This is a genomic window from Gemmata sp., from assembly GCF_051859125.1.
Classification (GTDB): Bacteria; Planctomycetota; Planctomycetia; order Gemmatales; family Gemmataceae; genus Gemmata.
Genome location: NZ_JBHYGG010000006.1, coordinates 1 through 17,422 on the forward strand (window position 1 = coordinate 1; position 17,422 = coordinate 17,422).

Annotated in this window: 20 protein-coding genes and 1 pseudogene; 17 read left to right on the plus strand and 4 right to left on the minus strand. The window is 72.8% G+C overall.

The features are described from left to right. Positions 1-65: 65 nt before the first annotated feature. The 7 genes from ACTIGN_RS01465 to ACTIGN_RS01495 all read left to right on the plus strand — a co-directional run bounded on the left by ACTIGN_RS01465 (position 66) and on the right by ACTIGN_RS01495 (position 2,503). Positions 66-560: a DNA-methyltransferase gene (locus ACTIGN_RS01465; protein WP_439620674.1), complete on the plus strand. Its 495-nt coding sequence runs from the start codon at positions 66-68 to the stop codon at positions 558-560. Between the two features lie 35 nt (positions 561-595). Beyond that, positions 596-718 (plus strand): hypothetical protein, encoded by a 123-nt coding sequence (locus ACTIGN_RS01470; protein ID WP_439620675.1) that lies wholly within the window; start codon positions 596-598, stop codon positions 716-718. Between the two features lie 19 nt (positions 719-737). Next, on the plus strand, positions 738-1,133 hold the full coding sequence (locus tag ACTIGN_RS01475; protein ID WP_439620676.1) for a hypothetical protein: 396 nt from the start codon (positions 738-740) through the stop codon (positions 1,131-1,133). A 121-nt stretch (positions 1,134-1,254) separates the two neighbouring features. Next, positions 1,255-1,569 carry a hypothetical protein gene (locus ACTIGN_RS01480; protein ID WP_439620677.1) on the plus strand — a complete coding sequence of 105 codons (315 nt, stop codon included), beginning with the start codon at positions 1,255-1,257 and terminating at the stop codon, positions 1,567-1,569. Positions 1,570-1,776: 207 nt separating this feature from the next. Then, the gene (locus ACTIGN_RS01485; RefSeq protein ID WP_439620679.1) at positions 1,777-2,001 is read left to right on the plus strand and encodes a hypothetical protein; all 225 of its coding nucleotides are present in this window, start codon (positions 1,777-1,779) and stop codon (positions 1,999-2,001) included. 77 nt (positions 2,002-2,078) lie between these two features. Next, a complete protein-coding gene (locus ACTIGN_RS01490; protein WP_439620680.1) occupies positions 2,079-2,300 on the plus strand; it encodes a hypothetical protein in 222 nt (73 codons plus the stop codon). A 77-nt stretch (positions 2,301-2,377) separates the two neighbouring features. Continuing rightward, complete coding sequence (locus ACTIGN_RS01495; RefSeq protein WP_439620681.1) at positions 2,378-2,503, plus strand: hypothetical protein; 126 nt, start codon at positions 2,378-2,380, stop codon at positions 2,501-2,503. 332 nt (positions 2,504-2,835) lie between these two features. On the opposite strand, the gene ACTIGN_RS01500 is transcribed toward ACTIGN_RS01495, so the two are convergent. The 3 genes from ACTIGN_RS01500 to ACTIGN_RS01510 form a co-directional block, all read right to left on the minus strand. Further along, positions 2,836-3,087, minus strand: coding sequence for a hypothetical protein (locus ACTIGN_RS01500; protein WP_439620682.1), 252 nt, complete (start codon positions 3,085-3,087; stop codon positions 2,836-2,838). Between the two features lie 12 nt (positions 3,088-3,099). Further along, positions 3,100-3,330, minus strand: a complete 231-nt coding sequence (locus ACTIGN_RS01505; RefSeq protein WP_439620683.1) for a hypothetical protein — start codon at positions 3,328-3,330, stop codon at positions 3,100-3,102. 487 nt (positions 3,331-3,817) lie between these two features. Further along, the gene (locus ACTIGN_RS01510) at positions 3,818-4,657 is read right to left on the minus strand and encodes a phytanoyl-CoA dioxygenase family protein (RefSeq protein ID WP_439620684.1); all 840 of its coding nucleotides are present in this window, start codon (positions 4,655-4,657) and stop codon (positions 3,818-3,820) included. A 413-nt stretch (positions 4,658-5,070) separates the two neighbouring features. Here ACTIGN_RS01510 and ACTIGN_RS01515 point away from each other — a divergent pair, with 413 nt between their 5' ends. From ACTIGN_RS01515 to ACTIGN_RS01530, 4 genes are all read left to right on the plus strand, one after another. Then, on the plus strand, positions 5,071-6,321 hold the full coding sequence (locus ACTIGN_RS01515) for an aminotransferase class V-fold PLP-dependent enzyme (protein ID WP_439620685.1): 1,251 nt from the start codon (positions 5,071-5,073) through the stop codon (positions 6,319-6,321). A gap of 20 nt (positions 6,322-6,341) precedes the next feature. Further along, complete coding sequence (locus ACTIGN_RS01520) at positions 6,342-7,028, plus strand: alpha/beta hydrolase (RefSeq protein ID WP_439620687.1); 687 nt, start codon at positions 6,342-6,344, stop codon at positions 7,026-7,028. Further along, entirely contained in the window at positions 7,028-8,254 is a 1,227-nt protein-coding gene (locus ACTIGN_RS01525; protein WP_439620689.1) for an aminotransferase class V-fold PLP-dependent enzyme, read from the plus strand. The genes ACTIGN_RS01520 and ACTIGN_RS01525 overlap by 1 nt, the downstream gene beginning before the upstream one ends. Positions 8,255-8,483: 229 nt before the next feature. Beyond that, positions 8,484-8,855 (plus strand): SPW repeat domain-containing protein, encoded by a 372-nt coding sequence (locus ACTIGN_RS01530; RefSeq protein WP_439620690.1) that lies wholly within the window; start codon positions 8,484-8,486, stop codon positions 8,853-8,855. 54 nt (positions 8,856-8,909) lie between these two features. Here ACTIGN_RS01530 and ACTIGN_RS01535 read toward each other — a convergent pair whose 3' ends face one another. Next, a complete protein-coding gene (locus ACTIGN_RS01535; protein ID WP_439620691.1) occupies positions 8,910-10,904 on the minus strand; it encodes a cytochrome C oxidase Cbb3 in 1,995 nt (664 codons plus the stop codon). Between the two features lie 187 nt (positions 10,905-11,091). Here ACTIGN_RS01535 and ACTIGN_RS01540 point away from each other — a divergent pair, with 187 nt between their 5' ends. The 6 genes and pseudogenes from ACTIGN_RS01540 (at position 11,092) to ACTIGN_RS01565 (ending at position 17,326) form a co-directional block, all read left to right on the plus strand. Beyond that, on the plus strand, positions 11,092-11,292 hold the full coding sequence (locus ACTIGN_RS01540) for a hypothetical protein (protein WP_439620692.1): 201 nt from the start codon (positions 11,092-11,094) through the stop codon (positions 11,290-11,292). 226 nt (positions 11,293-11,518) lie between these two features. Next, a pseudogene (locus ACTIGN_RS01545) lies at positions 11,519-12,499 on the plus strand (SDR family oxidoreductase); the annotation flags it as partial. Between the two features lie 188 nt (positions 12,500-12,687). Next, positions 12,688-13,578, plus strand: a complete 891-nt coding sequence (locus ACTIGN_RS01550) for a manganese catalase family protein (RefSeq protein WP_439620693.1) — start codon at positions 12,688-12,690, stop codon at positions 13,576-13,578. Between the two features lie 46 nt (positions 13,579-13,624). Beyond that, positions 13,625-14,014 carry an SPW repeat domain-containing protein gene (locus ACTIGN_RS01555; RefSeq protein WP_439620694.1) on the plus strand — a complete coding sequence of 130 codons (390 nt, stop codon included), beginning with the start codon at positions 13,625-13,627 and terminating at the stop codon, positions 14,012-14,014. 221 nt (positions 14,015-14,235) lie between these two features. Beyond that, positions 14,236-15,048: a formate/nitrite transporter family protein gene (locus ACTIGN_RS01560; protein WP_439620695.1), complete on the plus strand. Its 813-nt coding sequence runs from the start codon at positions 14,236-14,238 to the stop codon at positions 15,046-15,048. A gap of 1,108 nt (positions 15,049-16,156) precedes the next feature. Continuing rightward, the gene (locus ACTIGN_RS01565) at positions 16,157-17,326 is read left to right on the plus strand and encodes a hypothetical protein (protein ID WP_439620696.1); all 1,170 of its coding nucleotides are present in this window, start codon (positions 16,157-16,159) and stop codon (positions 17,324-17,326) included. Positions 17,327-17,422 lie beyond the last annotated feature (96 nt).

Below are 17,422 nucleotides of genomic sequence, written 5' to 3' on the forward strand. Positions count from 1 at the left end.
TCGGTGTAGCCCCAAACCGTTACCCCGTCAGCCGTTCATAGTGCGCGACCCCTGCGGACGCGGGTGTGCACCTCAAGCCCGGCGGGTCGTTCTACCTGTTCCACGCGGACCTCACGGCCCTGCCGGTCCGCCTCGCCTGTGCCGACGCCGGGCTCACCATCCGCCAGGGGCTCGTGTGGGTCAAGTCGGTCATCGTGCCCGGCCGCCAGGACTACCAGTGGAGGCACGAGCCCGTCCTCTATGGTTGGGCCGACGGGGCCGCACACACCTGGCTCTCGGACCGCAGCCAGTCCACGGTCCTCGAGTTCGACAAGCCGGTGAAGAACAGCGACCACCCGACCCCGAAGCCCGTGGACCTGTTCGCGTACCTGCTGGGCAACTCGTGCCCCCCGGGCGGCACCGTCCTGGACCCGTTCGCCGGGAGCGGCACCGCGCTGGTCGCCGCCGAGCAGACCGGGCGGAGTGCCGCGCTCCTCGAACTCGATCCGCGGTACTGTGACGTCGTGGTGTATCGCTATGAGCAGCTGACCGGGAAGGCCGCGGAACGGCACTCTCCCTGATGATTCCCGGAACAATCCTGACGCGGGGGCGGCACATGCGACACCGCCTCCTGGTGTACGACCCGGCGATGGGCCGACCCGAGGTACCCGACGGCCGACTGGCCCCGTGGGGCCTGCTCATCGTGTGCGACGCGGAGTTCGTGAACGGGCCCCTGTGACCCGAGGGAGCGAGCGACCGTGGCCGAGCAGCGGAAGAAGAACGAGGACGCGTTGCTCCTGGCCCTGGCGTGCGGGGCCAGCGTCGAGGCCGCGGCCCGCCAGGGCGGGCTCACCGACCCGACCATCTACCGGAGACTGAGCGAGCCCGCGTTCACGGACCGGCTCCGGGCCCTCCACACCGACATGGTCGCCCGGGCCGCGGGCCTGTTGACCGCGGCCGCCGGCGAGGCGGTCCGGACCCTGCTCCAGTTGCAGAAGGACGCCCCCGCCACGGTCCGGCTCGGGGCCGCGAGGGCGGTCCTGGAACTCGGGATGAAGCTCCGCGAGGTGGCCGACCTGGAGGCCCGGATGGCGGCGCTGGAGGCCCGGCTCGCGGACCAGGACCCGCCCGGTCCCCGCGGCCTGTACGCCTGAGGACCGCCATGCGAAGCGACGTTCGCATCGCTCGCCTCGAGTCGATCGTCGCCCGCGCGCTCGGGCCGCCGCCGCACCGGCCGGTCCCGCGCCGGACCCGTGGGCCGAGATCCAGGCCCTCGTGCCCGCGGAGTTCCGGGCCGCCCTCGCGGCGAGGCTGAACGGGCCATACGACGCGGCCCTCGAGGCCCTGGCGTCGTGGGCGTGCGCCCCGCCCCCGGCCCCGGGGTTCCGGCTCCCGGTGGCGCTGGCCGCGTGGGTCCTGGACCCGCCCCACCGGTACTGGGTCGGGCACCACTGCGGAGCGTGCGGGCTCGCCGTCCCCGTCGGCCTCGACCGGCCCGTCCGCCCGTTCCCGACGTGCCCCGCGTGCGGCGGGGCCACCACCTCCACGGCCTACAACCAGCCCGATCCGGAGGCGAAGCCATGCGACTAACGGCCCGACTGAGGAAGCTGACGAGCGCCCTGCCGGCGTGCGACACGAGGGTCAGGTGGCTGGCCCCGAGGGTCAGGTGCCCTGCGCCGCGGACCGGTGCGTGCGGTGCGGCGGGTCCCACGTGGTGTACGTCGAAGAGGTCGTTGTCACCACGCGGGAAGAGGCCGACGCAGTGCTCGCCCGCAGCGGATCGAACGGAGCCGGCTCATGAAGTTGAATCACCGCGTGCGGGCGGCCGAGCGGACCGCCGACCGGCACCGCGCTCCCCATTCCCGGACCAGCGTGTGCGACCGGATCGACGCGCTCACCGCGGCGTACCTCACCACCCCGACTACGTTCGCCCCGGCGGTCGAGGCCGGCATCCTTGCCGCCGTCGAGCGAGAGTTCCGTGCCAACGATCCACTCAGCGACACCCAAGCGGACCGGGCGTGACCCTGGCCCAACGGCTTCAGAGCCTCGAGCAGCTCGTCCCCGCTGGCCGATCCGGCAGACCGGAGCCCGACGCCCCGGTGGCGTTCGCCCGCGGCCTGCTGGCCGTGGCGTTCGGCCCCGAGGACATCGACCTGCGCCACCCGAATCACACCGGGTGGCTCACCACCGTGTACGCGTTTCTCACCACCCTCACCCCCGAGTACCGGGCCTGGGAAGCTGAGGCGGGAATCGCCCCCGAGGCCACGTGTCTGGATGAGACAGGGCTCGCCGCTCTCGACGCAGTGATGGGACGGGGCTGAGTTCCAACCCGGAGTTCGACGTGGCGGTGCAACGCGGGAGGTCACTCGGGTCGCGCCTGACCCACCTGGAGGCCCGGGTGCCAGCGGCATCGATCAATGCCGTCGGCCCGCGGATGGAGGACGAGTGGTTGGCCGCGTTTGAGGAGCTGGGCCGGGCCGGGTTCTTCGCCCCCGAGCCCGAGTTCCCCGAGGCGCTGGACTAGTTCCGCGAGGTACTGACGGCCGCTCATGCTTCGACCAACCTGCCCCCACTTCAAGCCCGACCACCCGTCCCCGCACCAGCGCCAGTTCAACTGGCGGACTGGAGGCCGGTTCCCGGACCTCGACGCCGCGTTCCTCTGGATAGCGAGCTGGTCCACCGCGCCGAAGCCGGCATCCCGAGTACTCCTGCCGAGCGACGGGCGACACGTTCCTGGCCCAGTGGAATCGCGCCGCCGAACATGATCGCCTCAAATTTGTGATCGCGAAGCGGGGCGGAAGCGTGTCACAGAATCGAAATCCCTTCTCGGACGGGATCACCGGAGTGGCGGGTCGATCACCCCCCGACCCACCGCCCGGTGTTCCGCGGGGGCACGCGGAGGCTCTGCCGGGCCTGCGTGCGCTTGGGGTCCACCTCCAGGACCGCCCGCGCCGCCAACACGCCCGGCGGCGACCCGTTGGCCAGCGGGACATGCGACCGCGTGCCCCGTCGCCCCACGCCGCCCGGGCTCCCGACCGACCCCGCGTTGACTGCGGCCCGCACGCTCGTGAAGTCCTTACGGGCTGGGTGCCGCGTGACGGCCCCCATCCGCCACGGTCGTCACTCGTCATCGGGCTCGATCTCGGTGCACGCGATGACCCTCGCGTCGTCGTTGAAGTACACCAGCACCTCGGTCCCGTCGGCGTCGCGCCCGACGTACAGTCCCCCCTCGTCCTTCTCGAACTGGAGCCGGGCCGCGCGGGTGAACGCGCTGCCCCGCTTGACCGACGGGCTCAGCTCCGCCTTCGGGTGCTTCGCCCACAGTTCCGCCACTGCCTCCGTGAACGTCATCGCGCCACGCCTCCGTTCCGGTGAAGAAGCCAGAAGGTTAGGAACGAGAGCGGCGGCCGTCAACCACGCCTTCCCGTCGCGTTTAACTGGGGAACGCTCTGGCGACCTGCAAGTGCGTGCCACGCGTTCCCATGTTGCAGGTACTGCGTCGAACCCGTTGTTGGTTTTGTGTGCTCCCGCCGTCGACCGGCCGGTTAATACCTCCGAGTTCGAGGAGTGTGAAACTTGGTGTCCGAGTGCAACTCGAATTTTGGGCCGGCTAACACGCGCGCCCCACCCCCTGCCATCCCGAGAAATCCGTGCGGTCGATACTGTTCTCGCGCGAGTTCCTCGCGCGTGTTCGCGCGAAAGTTCGAGAAGTGCTTCGCCCGGTAGGTTGCCGTCGTCAGGCGGGGGCCACCCGCCGCCATGCCCTAACGGGCGTTCCGGCTTCACTCCGCGAAGACGTGCTCGGCCAACACGCCGGCTCCCGCCCAAGAACCGTGGGTCACGCCGCCCCCATCACCAACCCCTCAATGGTGTGCGCCTGGGCGATGGGCTCCAACCGGTCCACGACCCGGCAGGTCAAGTGGTCCCGGACCGGGGCGGGGAGGGCCTCGTAATACCCGCGGGTCACCTGGAGGTCGTGCCGCTCGGCGTTCCGCGCGTCCTGGGCGTCCACCCCGAGGACGAGGACGGGCCGGGGCTGGTCCGACCGGTTCGGCGTCCCGCGGTGGATGGTCAGGGCGGACCGGGCCGAGATGTCGCCCATCCGGGCCATCTTCTGTTGCCCCCGGGCGTCGTACCGCGAGTATAGCGCCTTGGGCGGGAACATGCCGTGCTCGAACCCGGTCGGGTCGTCCCACTGGGTGCCGGGGGCGATCTCGAACGGCCCCATCTCCGGGGTCACGTCCACGGCCGTGACGTTGAACGCCAACGAGTTCAGGCGCCGGCCGGTGAGCGTCTCCGGTGGGGCCGGGAAGTCGCGGTGCCACGGCTGGAGGGCGGCCCCCGGACCGGGGACGTCGAACCCGACCTCGACGACCTTGTAGTCCGGGCCGAGGACCGCCTCGCACACCGCCACCACCCACGGGTGGGAGGCGATGACCGGGAACGCCCGGACCCGCTCCGGGTGGACCTCGACGTAGTACCGGTTCGGCCCCCGCCCGACCGCCCCGCCCGGCCGGGCGAGCGCCTCCGCGAACAGGGCGTCGATGTCCTCCCGCAGGCCCCGCACCAAGTCACGGTCGAACGCCCCCTGAAGGCCGATGAACCCGTCCCCGTACAGCCCGCCCATGATGGCCGCGGTTTCGAGCGGCTCGGCCCGCCCGCCGGTGGTCGCACTCATCTCACCCCTCCCGTCGGAGAAGAACCCGGGTTAGTGCGGTGCACCTTGCGTGCCCGGCCCGCGACGCGGTCGGGGCGGGTCCGTCTCGGCCGGACGGCCCCACGGCCGGCGGGCAAGAGCCCGCCGGCGAGCACCGCCCTCGCGGCGCCGGTCCCGGACTCCTGCCCGCGCACCCGCGGGTTCAAAGCCCCGCACTCGAACGAGTGCCGGGCGAACGAGGCGCGGCCGGCCGAACGGCACCCCCGGCCCTGCCAGGTCGCTTCCCCACCCGACGTCGGGGGTTCCCGCTGATCCCGGTGTGCGGAGCTTGGGCGACCGACGCGGCCCTGGAACTGCACCTTGAGCAGAGTCGCCCCGCCCGGGGACCGGCGCCGGGTCCGTCGCACACGCCAGATCGGACGCGGGAGGAACGTGTGGCCACGCAGACGCGGAGACCGACGGTCGGCGATGCGCTCGCCCCCCGGGGCGACTTTCCGGTCCTGGGCCGGATCGTCAACGGGCACCGGGTGGTGTACCTGGACAGCGCCGCGAGCGCCCAGAAGCCGCGCCCGGTCCTCGACCGGCTCTCGCACTTTTATGCCCGCGAGTACGCCAAGGTGAACGAGAGCCACTTGCTCAGCCGCCGCGCGACCGAGGAGTTCGAGTCCGTCCGGGCCAAGGTCGCCGTGTTCATCAACGCCCCGGACCCGGAGGACGTGGTGTTCCTCCGCGGCGCGTCCGAGGCGCTCAGCCTGCTGGGCAACGCGTTCGCCGACGGCGTCCTCCGGCCGGGCGACGAGGTGCTCATCACCGAGGCGGAGCACCACTCCAACATCCTGCCGTGGCAGACCGCCTGCCGGAAGGCGCGGGCGGTGCTGAGGGCCGCCCCGGTCGCCCCGGACGGCGCGGTCGACCTCGACGCGCTCGAGGGGATGCTCTCCCGCCGCACGAAGGTGGTCGCCGTCACGCACCTGTCGAACGTGACCGGGCTCGTCACCCCGGTCGAGCGGGTGGTCGAGGTCGCGCACGCCCGCGGCGTCCCGGTGGTCGTGGACGCGGCCCAGAGCGCCCCGCACCTGCCCGTCGACGTACGGGCCATCGGGTGCGATTTCCTCGCCGCCAGCGGGCACAAGATGGGCGGGCCGACGGGGGCCGGGTTCCTCTACGGTCGGCCCGATTGGCTCGAAAGAATCCGCCCCCAGGAGGGCGGGTCGGAGGCGGCAAAGGTCGTCCGACTCGACACCGAGGTGGAGTACAAGCCGCTCCCGTACCGGCACGAGGACGGGACCCCGGCGGTGGCCGAGGTCGCGGCGTTCGGGGCCGCCCTCGACTACCTCGGCGGCGTTGGCATGGCCCGGGTCGCGGCGCACGTCGCGGACCTCGCCGCGTACGCGGCCGCCGGGCTGGCCGAGGTCCCCGGTGTGCGGCTCATCGGGTCCGCCACCGACCGGGTGGGCATCGTGTCCTTCAACGTCGGGAAGCGGAAGCCGAGGGACGTGATCGCCGCGCTGGATGCCCGGGGCATTGCGGTCGGCGGGCCGGAACTGGCGGCCCAGCCGCTCCTCCGCGCCCTGGGCGAGCGGGAGGCGACGGCGGTGCGGGCGTCGTTCTCGCTCTACAGCGCCCGGCGCGACATCGACACCCTGGTCCGGGCCGTCACCGAGATCGCCGCGGGGCCACGCTGAGAACGGGAAGGGGGTGGGGGATGGCCGCGCGACGCACGGCGGGCGGGCAGGAGTTACTGGGTGCCGAGCGGGCGGGCGACCGGTTGACCCTGCGAACGAGTGCCGGCGAGGTGCCGTGCCGGTGGCACGACGCCCCAAGCGGGGACGCCGCCGTGCTCTGGGTGTTCGGCGCCGGGGGCGGGCTCAATGGGCCGGCCGGCGGCCTCTACCCCCGGCTCGCTGCCCTCCTCGCCCCGGGCGGCGTCGCCTCCCTGGAACTCGCCTACCGGTTCCCCGGCGACCTGGGGGAGTGCGTCGCCGACGTCCTCCTCGGGGTGGCCCACCTGGCCTCCGTCGGCCGCACCCGTGTCGCCCTCGTGGGCCACTCGTTCGGCGGGGCGGTGGTCATCGCGGCCGGGGCCGTCAGCCCCGTGGTCGTGGCGGTCGCCGCTCTGAGTAGCCAGACTTACGGTGCCGGAGCGGTCGGCCGGCTCAGCCCGCGGCCCTTCCTGCTGGCCCACGGGACGGACGACGAGGTCCTGCCCGACGCGTGCTCCCGCGAACTGTTCCGCCGCGCCGGGGAGCCGAAGGAGTTGATCCTCTACCCCGGCTGCCGGCACGGGCTGGACGAGTGCCGCGACGCCCTCGACCGCGACCTGCAGCGGTGGCTCCGACACGCGCTGGCCCCACCGGTCGCGCAGTTCCGACCAGACCAGGAGTCCCGGTGATGTTGTTTCTGACACGTGACCACAAGCGCGGCGCCGACTGGGAGGCCGTCCGCCGGGAGTTAGACCTCGACTACCGGTACGCCCACCTCGGCGCGTCCCAGTACATCGCGTCGCACCCGCGGCCCGTGCGCGAGGCCATCGAGCGGCACCGCCGCGCGCTGGACGCCGACCCGGTCGGGTACGTCGACCCCAACGAGCTGAAGATGATCACCGCCGCCCAGGAGGCCGCGGCCGGGTACGCCGGCGGGCGGCCGGACGACATCGCTCTCACCGAGAGCACGACCATGGGGCTGGCGACCCTGTACCACGGGCTCGACCTGAGGCCGGGCGACGAGGTGCTCACCACCGAGCACGACTACTTCCCGCACCACGAGTCGATCCGCCTGGCGTGCGCGCGGAGCGGGGCGACCGCCAGGCGGGTCAAGCTCTACGACCAGCCGTCCACCACCGTCGGTCCGGACCGCATGGTCGAGACCATCGCCGGGGCCGTCCGCGACGCGACGCGCGTCGTGGGCGTCACCTGGGTCCACTCCAACACGGGGGTGAAGCTCCCGCTGCGGCGGATCGCCGACGCGCTGGCCGCGACGAACGCCCGGCGCGACGAGGCCGACCGCGTGCTGCTGTGCGTGGACGGGGTCCACGGGTTCGGGATCGAGCCGGAGCGGGTGGCGGACCTCGGGTGCGACTTCCTCGCCAGCGGGTGCCACAAGTGGATGTACGGCCCCCGCGGGACCGGGATCTTGTGGGGCCGCGAGGCGGCGTGGAAGCGGATGCGGCCGACGGTCCCGAGCTTCACCGAGGCGATGGACGCGTGGGAGGAGAAGGAGCCGCAGCCGCCGGTCTCGGGCCGGACGGTCACCCCCGGCGGGTTCCAGGCGTTCGAGCACCGGTGGTCGCTGCCCGAGGCGTTCGCGTTCCACCACCGGCTCGGCCGCGAGGCGATCGCCGCGCGGGTGCGGGAGCTGGCCCGACGGTGCAAGGAGGGGCTGGCGGAGATGAAGCACGTCACGCTCCACACGCCGGTGGCGGAGGAACTGTCGGCGGGGATCGTTTGCTTCGAGGTCCGCGGGTTCGCCGCCAAGGAGGCGCAGCACCGCCTCCGCGAGAAGATGGTGATCGCCACCGCGGCACCGTACACCCCGGCCTACCTCCGGCTCACCCCCGGGATCATCAACACGCCGGAGGAGGTCGACCGCGGGCTGGCCGCGGTCCGCGAGTTGGCGTGACGCGGGGCCGCTCACCGGAACCGCGTGGTCCGGGCCGGGCCGACGGCGCCGCCGCCGCGGGCGAACACCGCGCCGTCCGGAACAACGGCGGTAGGTCCGGCCGCGCGAACTGCGGCACCCGCCTTGCGGGTCCACCCGCAGCCGGGTCGGACCGGTTCGGGGCCCTCGCGTTCGGGGATTGATCCGGGCGGCCCTGGCCGCACCGTCTTTACCAACTGGAGGATGAGTGATGACGACCGAAGTGCTCCCGCGGGAGGCGCACGGGGTGGGCGACGTGGCCGCCGTGCCGCTGGTGGCCGCCGCCCCGCTCCTGGCCGGGTTCGCGGACCACCCGACCCCGGCCCGGCTGGCGTTGCTGTTGAGCGGCGGGCTGCTCGGGCTGAGCCTGCTCACCCGGTCCGAGTGGGGCGCGGTGCCGGCGCTGTCGTTCCGCCGGCACCTGGACCTGGACGTGCGGACCGGGGCGGCGGCCGCGGCCTCCCCGTGGCTGCTCGGGTTCTCCCGTGACACCCGCGCCCGCAACACATTCCTGGCGCTCGGGGCCGGGCTGGCGTTGGCCGGGCTCCTCACCCGCCGGGACGAGATGCCGGCCGGCCGCTGACCGCCGCTCGTCGTGAAGCGAGCGCCGGGGCTACCCGGCGCTCGCTGCGGGCCGTCAGCGGCCGGGGAACGCGAGCAGGTACCGAATCAGGTCGTCCTGTTCAGCCGGCGGCACCCAGAACTCGTGCCCGATCCCCTCTACGTGGACTGCGGCGAGGTCCGCACTCCTGCGGTTGGCGGCGACCACCCGCGCCCGTCGGTCGCGGTCGATGAGGGCGCGGAGGCTGTTGACCGGGTCGGGCGCGACGCCCCGCAGCAGCGTCCCGGGCACGCCGAGGTCGGCCTCCGGGTCCGGCCCGACGGCCACCCCGCCGTCGTGCAAGTACGGCGCGGTCCACGCAAGCCCGACGAGCCCGGGCACCTTCAGCCCGCCGTTGCCCACCACGCCGTACGCCAGCCCCACCTGCTGCGGGTCGAGGTGGCCCGTCGGCACCTCCACCGCCCGCGGGTCCGGGGGGAGCGGCACCTTCTGGTCGAAGGCCAGCGCGACGGTCTGCGGGACCCGCAGCTCACCGACGCGCTTCAGCGCCTTCGCCCGCAGCGGCTGGGTGCCGACCTGCTCGATCGGGACGATTCGGTTGTTCGTGCCGACCGGTCCCGCGTGACACCCCGCGCACCCAGCCGCCTCGAACGCCGCCCTGCCGCGCGCCACAGCAGCGGGATCGGCTGGCGGGGCCGGCGGCGGGCCGAGCGTGTCCTGCCACGCCGACATCGCGTTCACCTGCTCCCACACCCGGTACTTCGGGGGCGACGTCCACAGACCGGTGGGGGCGACGAGGCTCGGCCTCGGGTAGGTCGGCAGTTGCAGCGTCTGGTTGATCGTCGGCCCGCCCGCGACCGCCCGCGCGAGGGCCTCCGACGGTCTCGTACCGGACGCCGGGTCCCACCGGAAGCGCGGCGACGGCGCGTTCCGCAGGAGGACCGCGAGGTACACCTCGCGGTCGAGGTCCCACAGGTCGCGGGCCTGGTCGGTCTGGGTGAACGGGTCCGAGTTGAGCCCGTGCACGTTGTTGGTCTGGACCGACAGGCCGCGGAACGGCCCGGCCGCGAACCCGCCGCTGTAGTTGTACGGGTGGTTCTCCCGGCTCCACGCGTGCGGCAACTTGGTCGGGGCCGCGGCCAGTTCCGTCATCGAGTCGAAGCTCCCCGGGGGCCACTTCAGGAGCCGTGCGTCCACCGCGTCCTCCAGCGCCCTCGCGTCCGGCAGCGTCTGCCGCAGGCCGGCCGAGGTCTCCACGGTGCTGCCGGGGTCGGTGCCGCCAGCGAACAGGTCGGCCCGGTCGGCGTGGGTGAAGTACGCGGCCGTGTTGGTCGCCAGCGCGAGCAGCAGGCCGAGGTTGAAGTCGCTGTTGGGGGCGCCGTGGACGACCTTCCCGGTAGCGGTGTCAACGGTCGAGTGGCACGCGGCGCAGGTGATGCCGGCGGAGACCTTGCCGAACCGCTTCGTGAACCGCATCCCAAGCGGGGTGAGCGACCCCCTGGGCACGTCGATGCCGGTGTCGATCACGGTCCCCTTCGCGAACGCCCGCCCGCCGACGGTCGCGTCCTTCGCCAGCGCCACCCGCAAGTTGGTGGTCCCCTTCCCGCCGAGCGCGGCGAGCGCCTTGGCGACCGCGGTCGGGGTGAGCGGGCCGTCGAGCAGCCCGAGCACGTCGGTCAGGAACACCTCGTTGCCGAACGTCTCGGTGTAGTACGCCGTCCGGCCGAGGGCCAGGGTCGCGGGCTCGATCCGGACCGCCCCGTTGGCGGGGTCGAGCAGCCGTTGCCCCTCGTCAGTCTGCTGGAGGTGCGCCGCCTCGTCCGCCCCGACCGCGCGCCCCCACACGTCGTAAGCCGGGGCCGGGTGCGCGGGCCCCTCGTTGAGGGCCTCGTCGGCTCGCGGCAGGTGCGCGTAATTCACCGGGACCAGGAACGCAACCAGTGCGGCCGCGGCCAGCCCGCCGAGCCCCCAGAGGGCCACGCGCCGCCACCGGTGCCGGCGGGGCGCGGCGGGGGCCGGACCGGGCGGTGCCGGGGGCACCGGCGCGGCGGTCGTCGACTCGTTCGGCATCGGAGGTCTCCGGAGAACCAGGTACCGGGGCGGCACCCGGGGGGCAGGTCGCAACCCGCATTCCGCCCCGCGTCGGGACTGTCGGACGCCGCTCCGGTCCGGCCCCCGCCGCACCGCCCCCACGGTACCAGATGTGCGGCCACAAGCGGTGCCCGCCGGCGCCCCAGCCCTGAAAAGGAGACGACTCGTGACCGACCCCGACCGCACCGACCCCGATCCCGCCCGCCCCCGCCAGACGGCCCAGCCGGCCCGCGCGAACAACCCGACCGACGCGGCCGAAGCGTCGGCCGACGGCGCCGGCGGCGACAACACGGCTCGGCCCCAACCGGCCCGCGGCATGCGGACCGGGGAGACCGAGATCAGCCCGCGGAACGACCCCAACGACTGAACCCCCGGGGCGAAGCGCCCCGGGCCCCCGCGGGCCGCGCCGCGCACGCCGCCGCCCCGGGCTGCGCACGGCACTACCCCGCTCGCGGTTTCCCGGCCCGAGCAGTCGAAAACTCCCGGCCCCGGTTGCGCGCCGCCCGGCACCGTTGCTGCGGCCGAATCCGATCCTCCGCGCGGCCCCGGCCGGCCCGGAGCACCCCACCGCCCGAACACGAGGAACTCCGCACATGGTCTCGCTGAAACCGCTTCGCGAACAAGTTGTGGTCATCACCGGGGCGTCGAGCGGGATCAGGTTGGTCACCGCCCGGACGGCCGCCCGCGCCGGGGCCGCCGTCGTCCTGGCCGCCCGCAACGGGGGCGCCCTCTCGACCCTGGCCGATGAGATCAAGGGCCAGGGCGGGCGCGCCCTGGCGGTGACGACCAACGTCGGTCGGGAAGAGGACGTGGGCCGGCTCGCCGACGCCGCGGTCCGGGAGTTCGGCGGGTTCGACACCTGGGTGAACAACGCCGGGGTGTCGATCTTCGGCCGGTCGATCGACGTGCCGATCGAGGACGCGCGGCGGATGTTCGACACTGTCTACTGGGGGGTGGTGTACGGGTCGCGCGCGGCCGCCCGGTTCTTCACCGACCACAACCGGCCGGGTGCCCTGATCAACGTCGGCAGCCTGTTCGGGGACCGGACCACCCCGGTCCAGTCGACCTACGCGTCGGCCAAGTACGCCGTCCACGGGTGGACCGACTCGCTGCGGATGGAGCTGGAGGCCGACGGGGCGCCGGTCTCGGTCACCCTGGTCCACCCCGGGCGGATCGACACCCCTTTCAATGAGCACGCCCAGAGCCACATCGCGCGGCAGCCGGCCCACCGAGGGATGATCTATCCGCCGGAGGCGGTGGCCGAGGCCATCCTGTACGCGGCCGAGAACCCGGTCCGCGACATGTACGTGGGCGGCCAGGCCCGGTTCGTCTCGCTGATGGGGGCGGCGTTCCCGCAGCTCACCGACTGGATCATGAAGAGGTACATGTACTGGTCCCAGCAGGCCTCCGAGCGGCCGTCCAAGCCACCGGAGGAGAGCGCCCTATCCAGGCCCGGCGAGGGGCTGCACGAGCGCGGGACGCACGAGGGGTGGCACCGCGGGACGAGCTACTACGTGAAGATGACGACGCACCCCGGGCTGACCACTCTGGCATTGGCCGGGGTGGGGCTGGCGCTCGGGGCCGCCCTGCTGGGGCGGGGCGGACGGGCCGGACGGGGCGGACCGGTGACCGGCCGCGGCGGCCGTGCCCTCCGCACCTCCCGACCGGGCGCCGGGAAGTCCCGACCCGGCCGGCGCGGCCCTCGGCACCGCGGCTGCGTCGTGACCCGTGCGCCCGCGGCCCCGACCCCAGGAGGTGAGACGTGTTCTCCCACGACAAGCGCACCCAGTACCACTGCAAGCCCGACCGGCCCGACCCGCTCTACGCCAAGAAGCTCCAGGAACTGATCGGCGGGCAGTGGGGCGAGATGACAGTCATGCTCCAGTACCTGTTCCAGGGGTGGAACTGCCGCGGCCCGGCCAAGTACCGCGACATGCTGCTGGACATCGGCACCGAGGAGATCGGGCACGTCGAGATGCTCGCGACCATGGTGTGCCGGTTGCTCGAAGGGGCGACCGCGGAGGACCAGGAGGCGGCCGCCAAGTCGAACGGAGTAATCGGCGCGCTGCTCGGCGGCACCAGCCCGAAGGACGCGGTGATCGCGGCCGCGATGAACCCACAGCACGCGATCAAGTGCGGGCTCGGGGCGGACACGTCCGACAGCGTCGGCGTGCCGTGGATGGGCCGGTACGTGACGGCCAGTGGGAACCTGCTGGCCGACTTCCGGTACAACCTGGCGGCCGAGAGCCAGGGCCGGCTGCAGGCGTGCCGCCTCTACAACATGACCGAGGACGCCGGGGTGCGCGACATGCTGTCGTTCCTGATCGCCCGCGACGCGATGCACCAGAACCAGTGGCTCGCCGCCGTCGCCGAGCTGGAGGCCGACGGCCTGGACGGCACCCCGTGCCCGCTCGCGTTCCCGCAGGAGCGGCAGCTCAACGAGGTGGCGTACCAGTACGTCAGCCTCTCCAGCCCGGACGGCGCAAGCGTCCGCGGGCGGTGGGCGAGCGGGCGCTCGCCCGACGGCCGGGGCGAGATCACCACCGCCAAGCCGCCGGCCCCGGCCGGCGAAATCCCCGCGCTCAGCGACGCCGACCCGCGCTTCTACGGCACCCCGAGCACCCCCGCCATGGCGGTACCCACGGCCAGTTGATCCGCCCCGCCCTTCCCTTGTCCCCGACAACTTTAAGGAGGTCCCCGTGCGATTCGTCCCCACGAGCATTCACGGCCCGATCGACTACCTGTTCGGACTCGCGCTGATCGCCGCCCCCTGGATCGGGCGGTTCGCCGCCAACGGGGCCGAGACCTGGGTCCCGGTGGCCATCGGCGCCCTGGTGATCGGCCAGAGCCTCCTGACCGACTACGAGTGGTCGGCCGCTCGCGTCGTCCCAATGCCGGTGCACCTGTGGAACGACGCCGGGGCCGGCGCCTTCCTTGCGGTCTCGCCATGGCTGTTCGGGTTCGCCGACGCCGTCTGGGTCCCACACCTGGTGTTCGGGCTGCTCGAAGTCGGCCTCGCCCTCTGCACCGAGCGGGCACCGGGCGCGGCCCGGGCCACGATGGCCACCGCCCCGGCCGGCGGCGTGTGACGCCGATAAGAGTTCCGCAGTTGGGCTCGGATTGGCTTGGTTCTGGCGGAGCCGGCACGGTGCCTGCGCAGAATCCGCAGGGGCCGCGCATCGCCGCGTCGCGACCGAGTGTCCCTCGGCGCGAGCGCACCGGTCGAGTGTGCAACGTCGCGCCGCACCGGGCCCGCCCGGAGCGGCGCCGACGGGCCGCGGCCGACAACCCCACCGTTTGGTGCACGACGATGGCGAACGCGACGCAGCAGCGGCCCGACGCGCAGCAGGCCGAGGAGCGGACCGCGCCGAGCGGCCGGGTCGTCTACAAGGCCATCCTCAAGGAAGGCGAGGAGGAACTGGAGCGGGCGTCCGCGGCGCTGTTCTGGTCCGGGCTGTCGATGGGCTTCTCCCTGATCGCCGAGGGGTTGCTCACCGCCCGCCTGCCCGACGAACCGTGGCGGCCGCTCGTCTCCAAGTTCGGGTACAGCACCGGGTTCCTGATCGTCGTCCTCGGCCGCCAGCAGTTGTTCACCGAGAACACCCTCACCCCCGTCCTCCCGCTGCTCAAGCGTCGGGAGCGCGCGACGGCGGCCAACCTGTTGCGGCTGTGGGCCGTCGTGCTGGCCGCCAACCTGCTCGGGGCGCTGGCGGTGGCGCTCGCGGTGACCCACGGGGACGCGTTCGGCCCCGCCGACCGGGCCGCGTTCGCCGAGATCGGCCGCAGGGCCCTGGCCCCGGGGTTCGGCGAGGTGGTCGCGCGGGGCGTGTTTGCCGGGTGGCTGATCGCGCTGATGGTGTGGCTCCTGCCGTTCGCCGAGTCGGGCCGGGTGTGGGTGATCATCGTCCTCAGCTACGTCGTAGGCGTGGGCGAGTTCAGCCACGTCATCGCCGGGTCGGCCGAGGTGTTCGCCGCGGCCGCCGCGGGCGGGGCGTCGTGGGCCGCGGCGCTGGGCGGGTTCGTCGCCCCGGCGCTGGTCGGGAACGTAATCGGTGGGGTGGCACTGGTTGCCGTGCTGAACCACGCCCAGGTCGTCTCCGGCGAGAGCGGTAACGACCTGTGACCGGCCGCGGCCCGCTCTCGTCGTGCTTGCCGCCGTGCTCGCCGACATCCGCGAGCGGTTGGACGCTGCTGCCGGAGTGGCGGGGTGGGCTTTCGGGAACGCACGGGGCGCGGTCGCGGTGGAGGTCGAGGATCCCGTGACCGGTCGCCCGCGAGTCGCGGCACGGCCCGGCCTCGGGGCGGGACCCCGGCACAGCGTTGCAACACGATCCCAGGGTCACCCTCCACCACGCCGGTGAGATTGCAACCACCGGCGAGCACCGGCACCGGCGTTGCAACACGATCCCAGGGTCGCCCCAACCGAGGGACCTAACTGCTGAGTCACATTCGATCACTGGCGGCGGCGGTACTCGCGTACGGCGGGTGCCTCGCGGCCGCGGCCGCCACCCCGGCCGTCGCGAGCGCCCAGGTCAACTCCGGCAACTACATCGCTCCCCTACGGGGCGTACTACGGGAACTACGGCGTGTACCCGGCCGGGGCCAGGCTGTACTCCCCCTACTACGCCGCCCCCGCGTACCCGCTCGGGTGGTCCAACTGGGGCGGGAACACGACCCCCAGCGGGTACCCCCAGGGCCTGGTGGCCGATCGGTTCAGTCTGGAGACGTGCTTTCGGAATTGAAGGGAGATCGCAGACGCGGGCCAACAACAGGCGCGCCGCATCTGGGCGAGTGTGGGTGCGTTCCACATGTGCCTGTGGACGTTCACGATGACCGAGGCGCGGGCCCGGAGTCGATCCGGGGACGAAGTGGGGCCCCACCGGCGCGCGTCACCACGGGACGTCATGCCGCTCCGCCCGAGCCACGCGCACAAGCGTCGCGCATGGCGGTGGGGTTGCTGGCCGGGGACATTGATGCGGTCTTGCGGGCCGGGGCCAACAGCGAGAGAATCCATGACCTCGCCGAACGCCTGCTCGACCTCGCCGCCTGAGTCTCGGGAAATCGCGGAAACTACAGTGTGATGGTCTGGGCTCCTTTGCGACCGACTGGACAAGCGTCTTCAGGCTCGGCATCAACTACTGGTGCGGGTACACTGTCACGTGTTGAATCGGGCGGCCGCAGCCTTATCGACACTTCCGGGAACGGCCCAGCCGTTCGCCTCCACGTTGGGCATGCACCGCTTCCTCGCCAACGGAGCGACCACGCTTCCCGCGCTCATCGAACCGGTCCACACCGGGGTTCGACTCACCCTCGCCAGGACCGGCGGCCCTGTCGGGCTTGTGGTTCACGACTGGTCCAGCATCCACTACCACGACACCGGCCGCAAAAAGGATCTCTACCAGCGCAGTCACGCCCACGACACCGGCTACGAACTGGCGGCGGCCCTGGTGCTGGAGTCCGCTACCGGGCGGCCGCTGGGCCCGATGGAGTTGCGCCTGCGGACCGCCCACGCGGTGGTCTCGACCCGTACCGACCCGACCCCGGCTCCCGACAGGTGCGCCGAAGAACTGCTCGGCGCCATGGACGCCGCAAAGACGTGGGACCTGGCTCACCCGTTGGTTCACGTGGCCAATCGAGAAGCGGCCTCGGTCGATCACGACCGGCGGTGGTCCCGCAGCGGTCACACGTACCTGGTCCGCGCGGGCGACGATGATCGGGTGATGAAGTGGAACGGTCGCGACGTGACGTTGCGAGACCTGGTCCGCACTCCCGGCCTGGCGAGGGACGACGAGGGCCGGGCCCGGAGCGTGACGGTCGGGGGCGTGCGGGGGGCGCTGTGGGCGTGCGAGGTGGCCGTGGTACTGGACCGGCCGGCCAAGAAGCGCGTCGGGGGTCGTCGGGTCGAGGTCCGGGGTGAGCCGCTGCCGCTGCGACTGGTGGTCACGTGGGTGCTGGGCCCAGGAGGGGAGATCCTGGCGGAGTGGTACCTGTTCAGCAACGCGGACGCCCGGTTCGACCACGCGACCCTGGGCCAGTGGTACGCGTGGCGGTGGGGCGTGGAGTCGTACTTCAAGTTGCTCAAGAGCGCGGGGATGAATGCGGAGGGCTGGGAGCAGCACACCGGCGGAGCGGTGGCCGAGCGGTTGGTGATCGCGAGTACGGCGTACCTGACGGTGTGGTGCCTCCAACAGGAGTCGGGTGAGGAAGCGGCCGAGGTGCGGCGGGTGCTGGTGCGGCTGAGTGGCCGCCAGATGAAGTGGGGCGTGGAGTCCACCGCGTCGGCGCTGCTGGAGGTCCTGGAGAAACTCCTGGCCGTACTCGATCTGCTGGCGGAGTACGACATCGACGAAATCCGCCAACTCGCCCAACGTGTCCTGCCCGCCCGCTTCGACTCCGAGTGATGATAAAAACCTGTGATAATCCCTCTGCTCCGCCGGAGCGGCCCGGGAGTGTGGCCCGCTTGCTCCGCGAGCGAGAGTGAAGACCGCTCGGCTCGG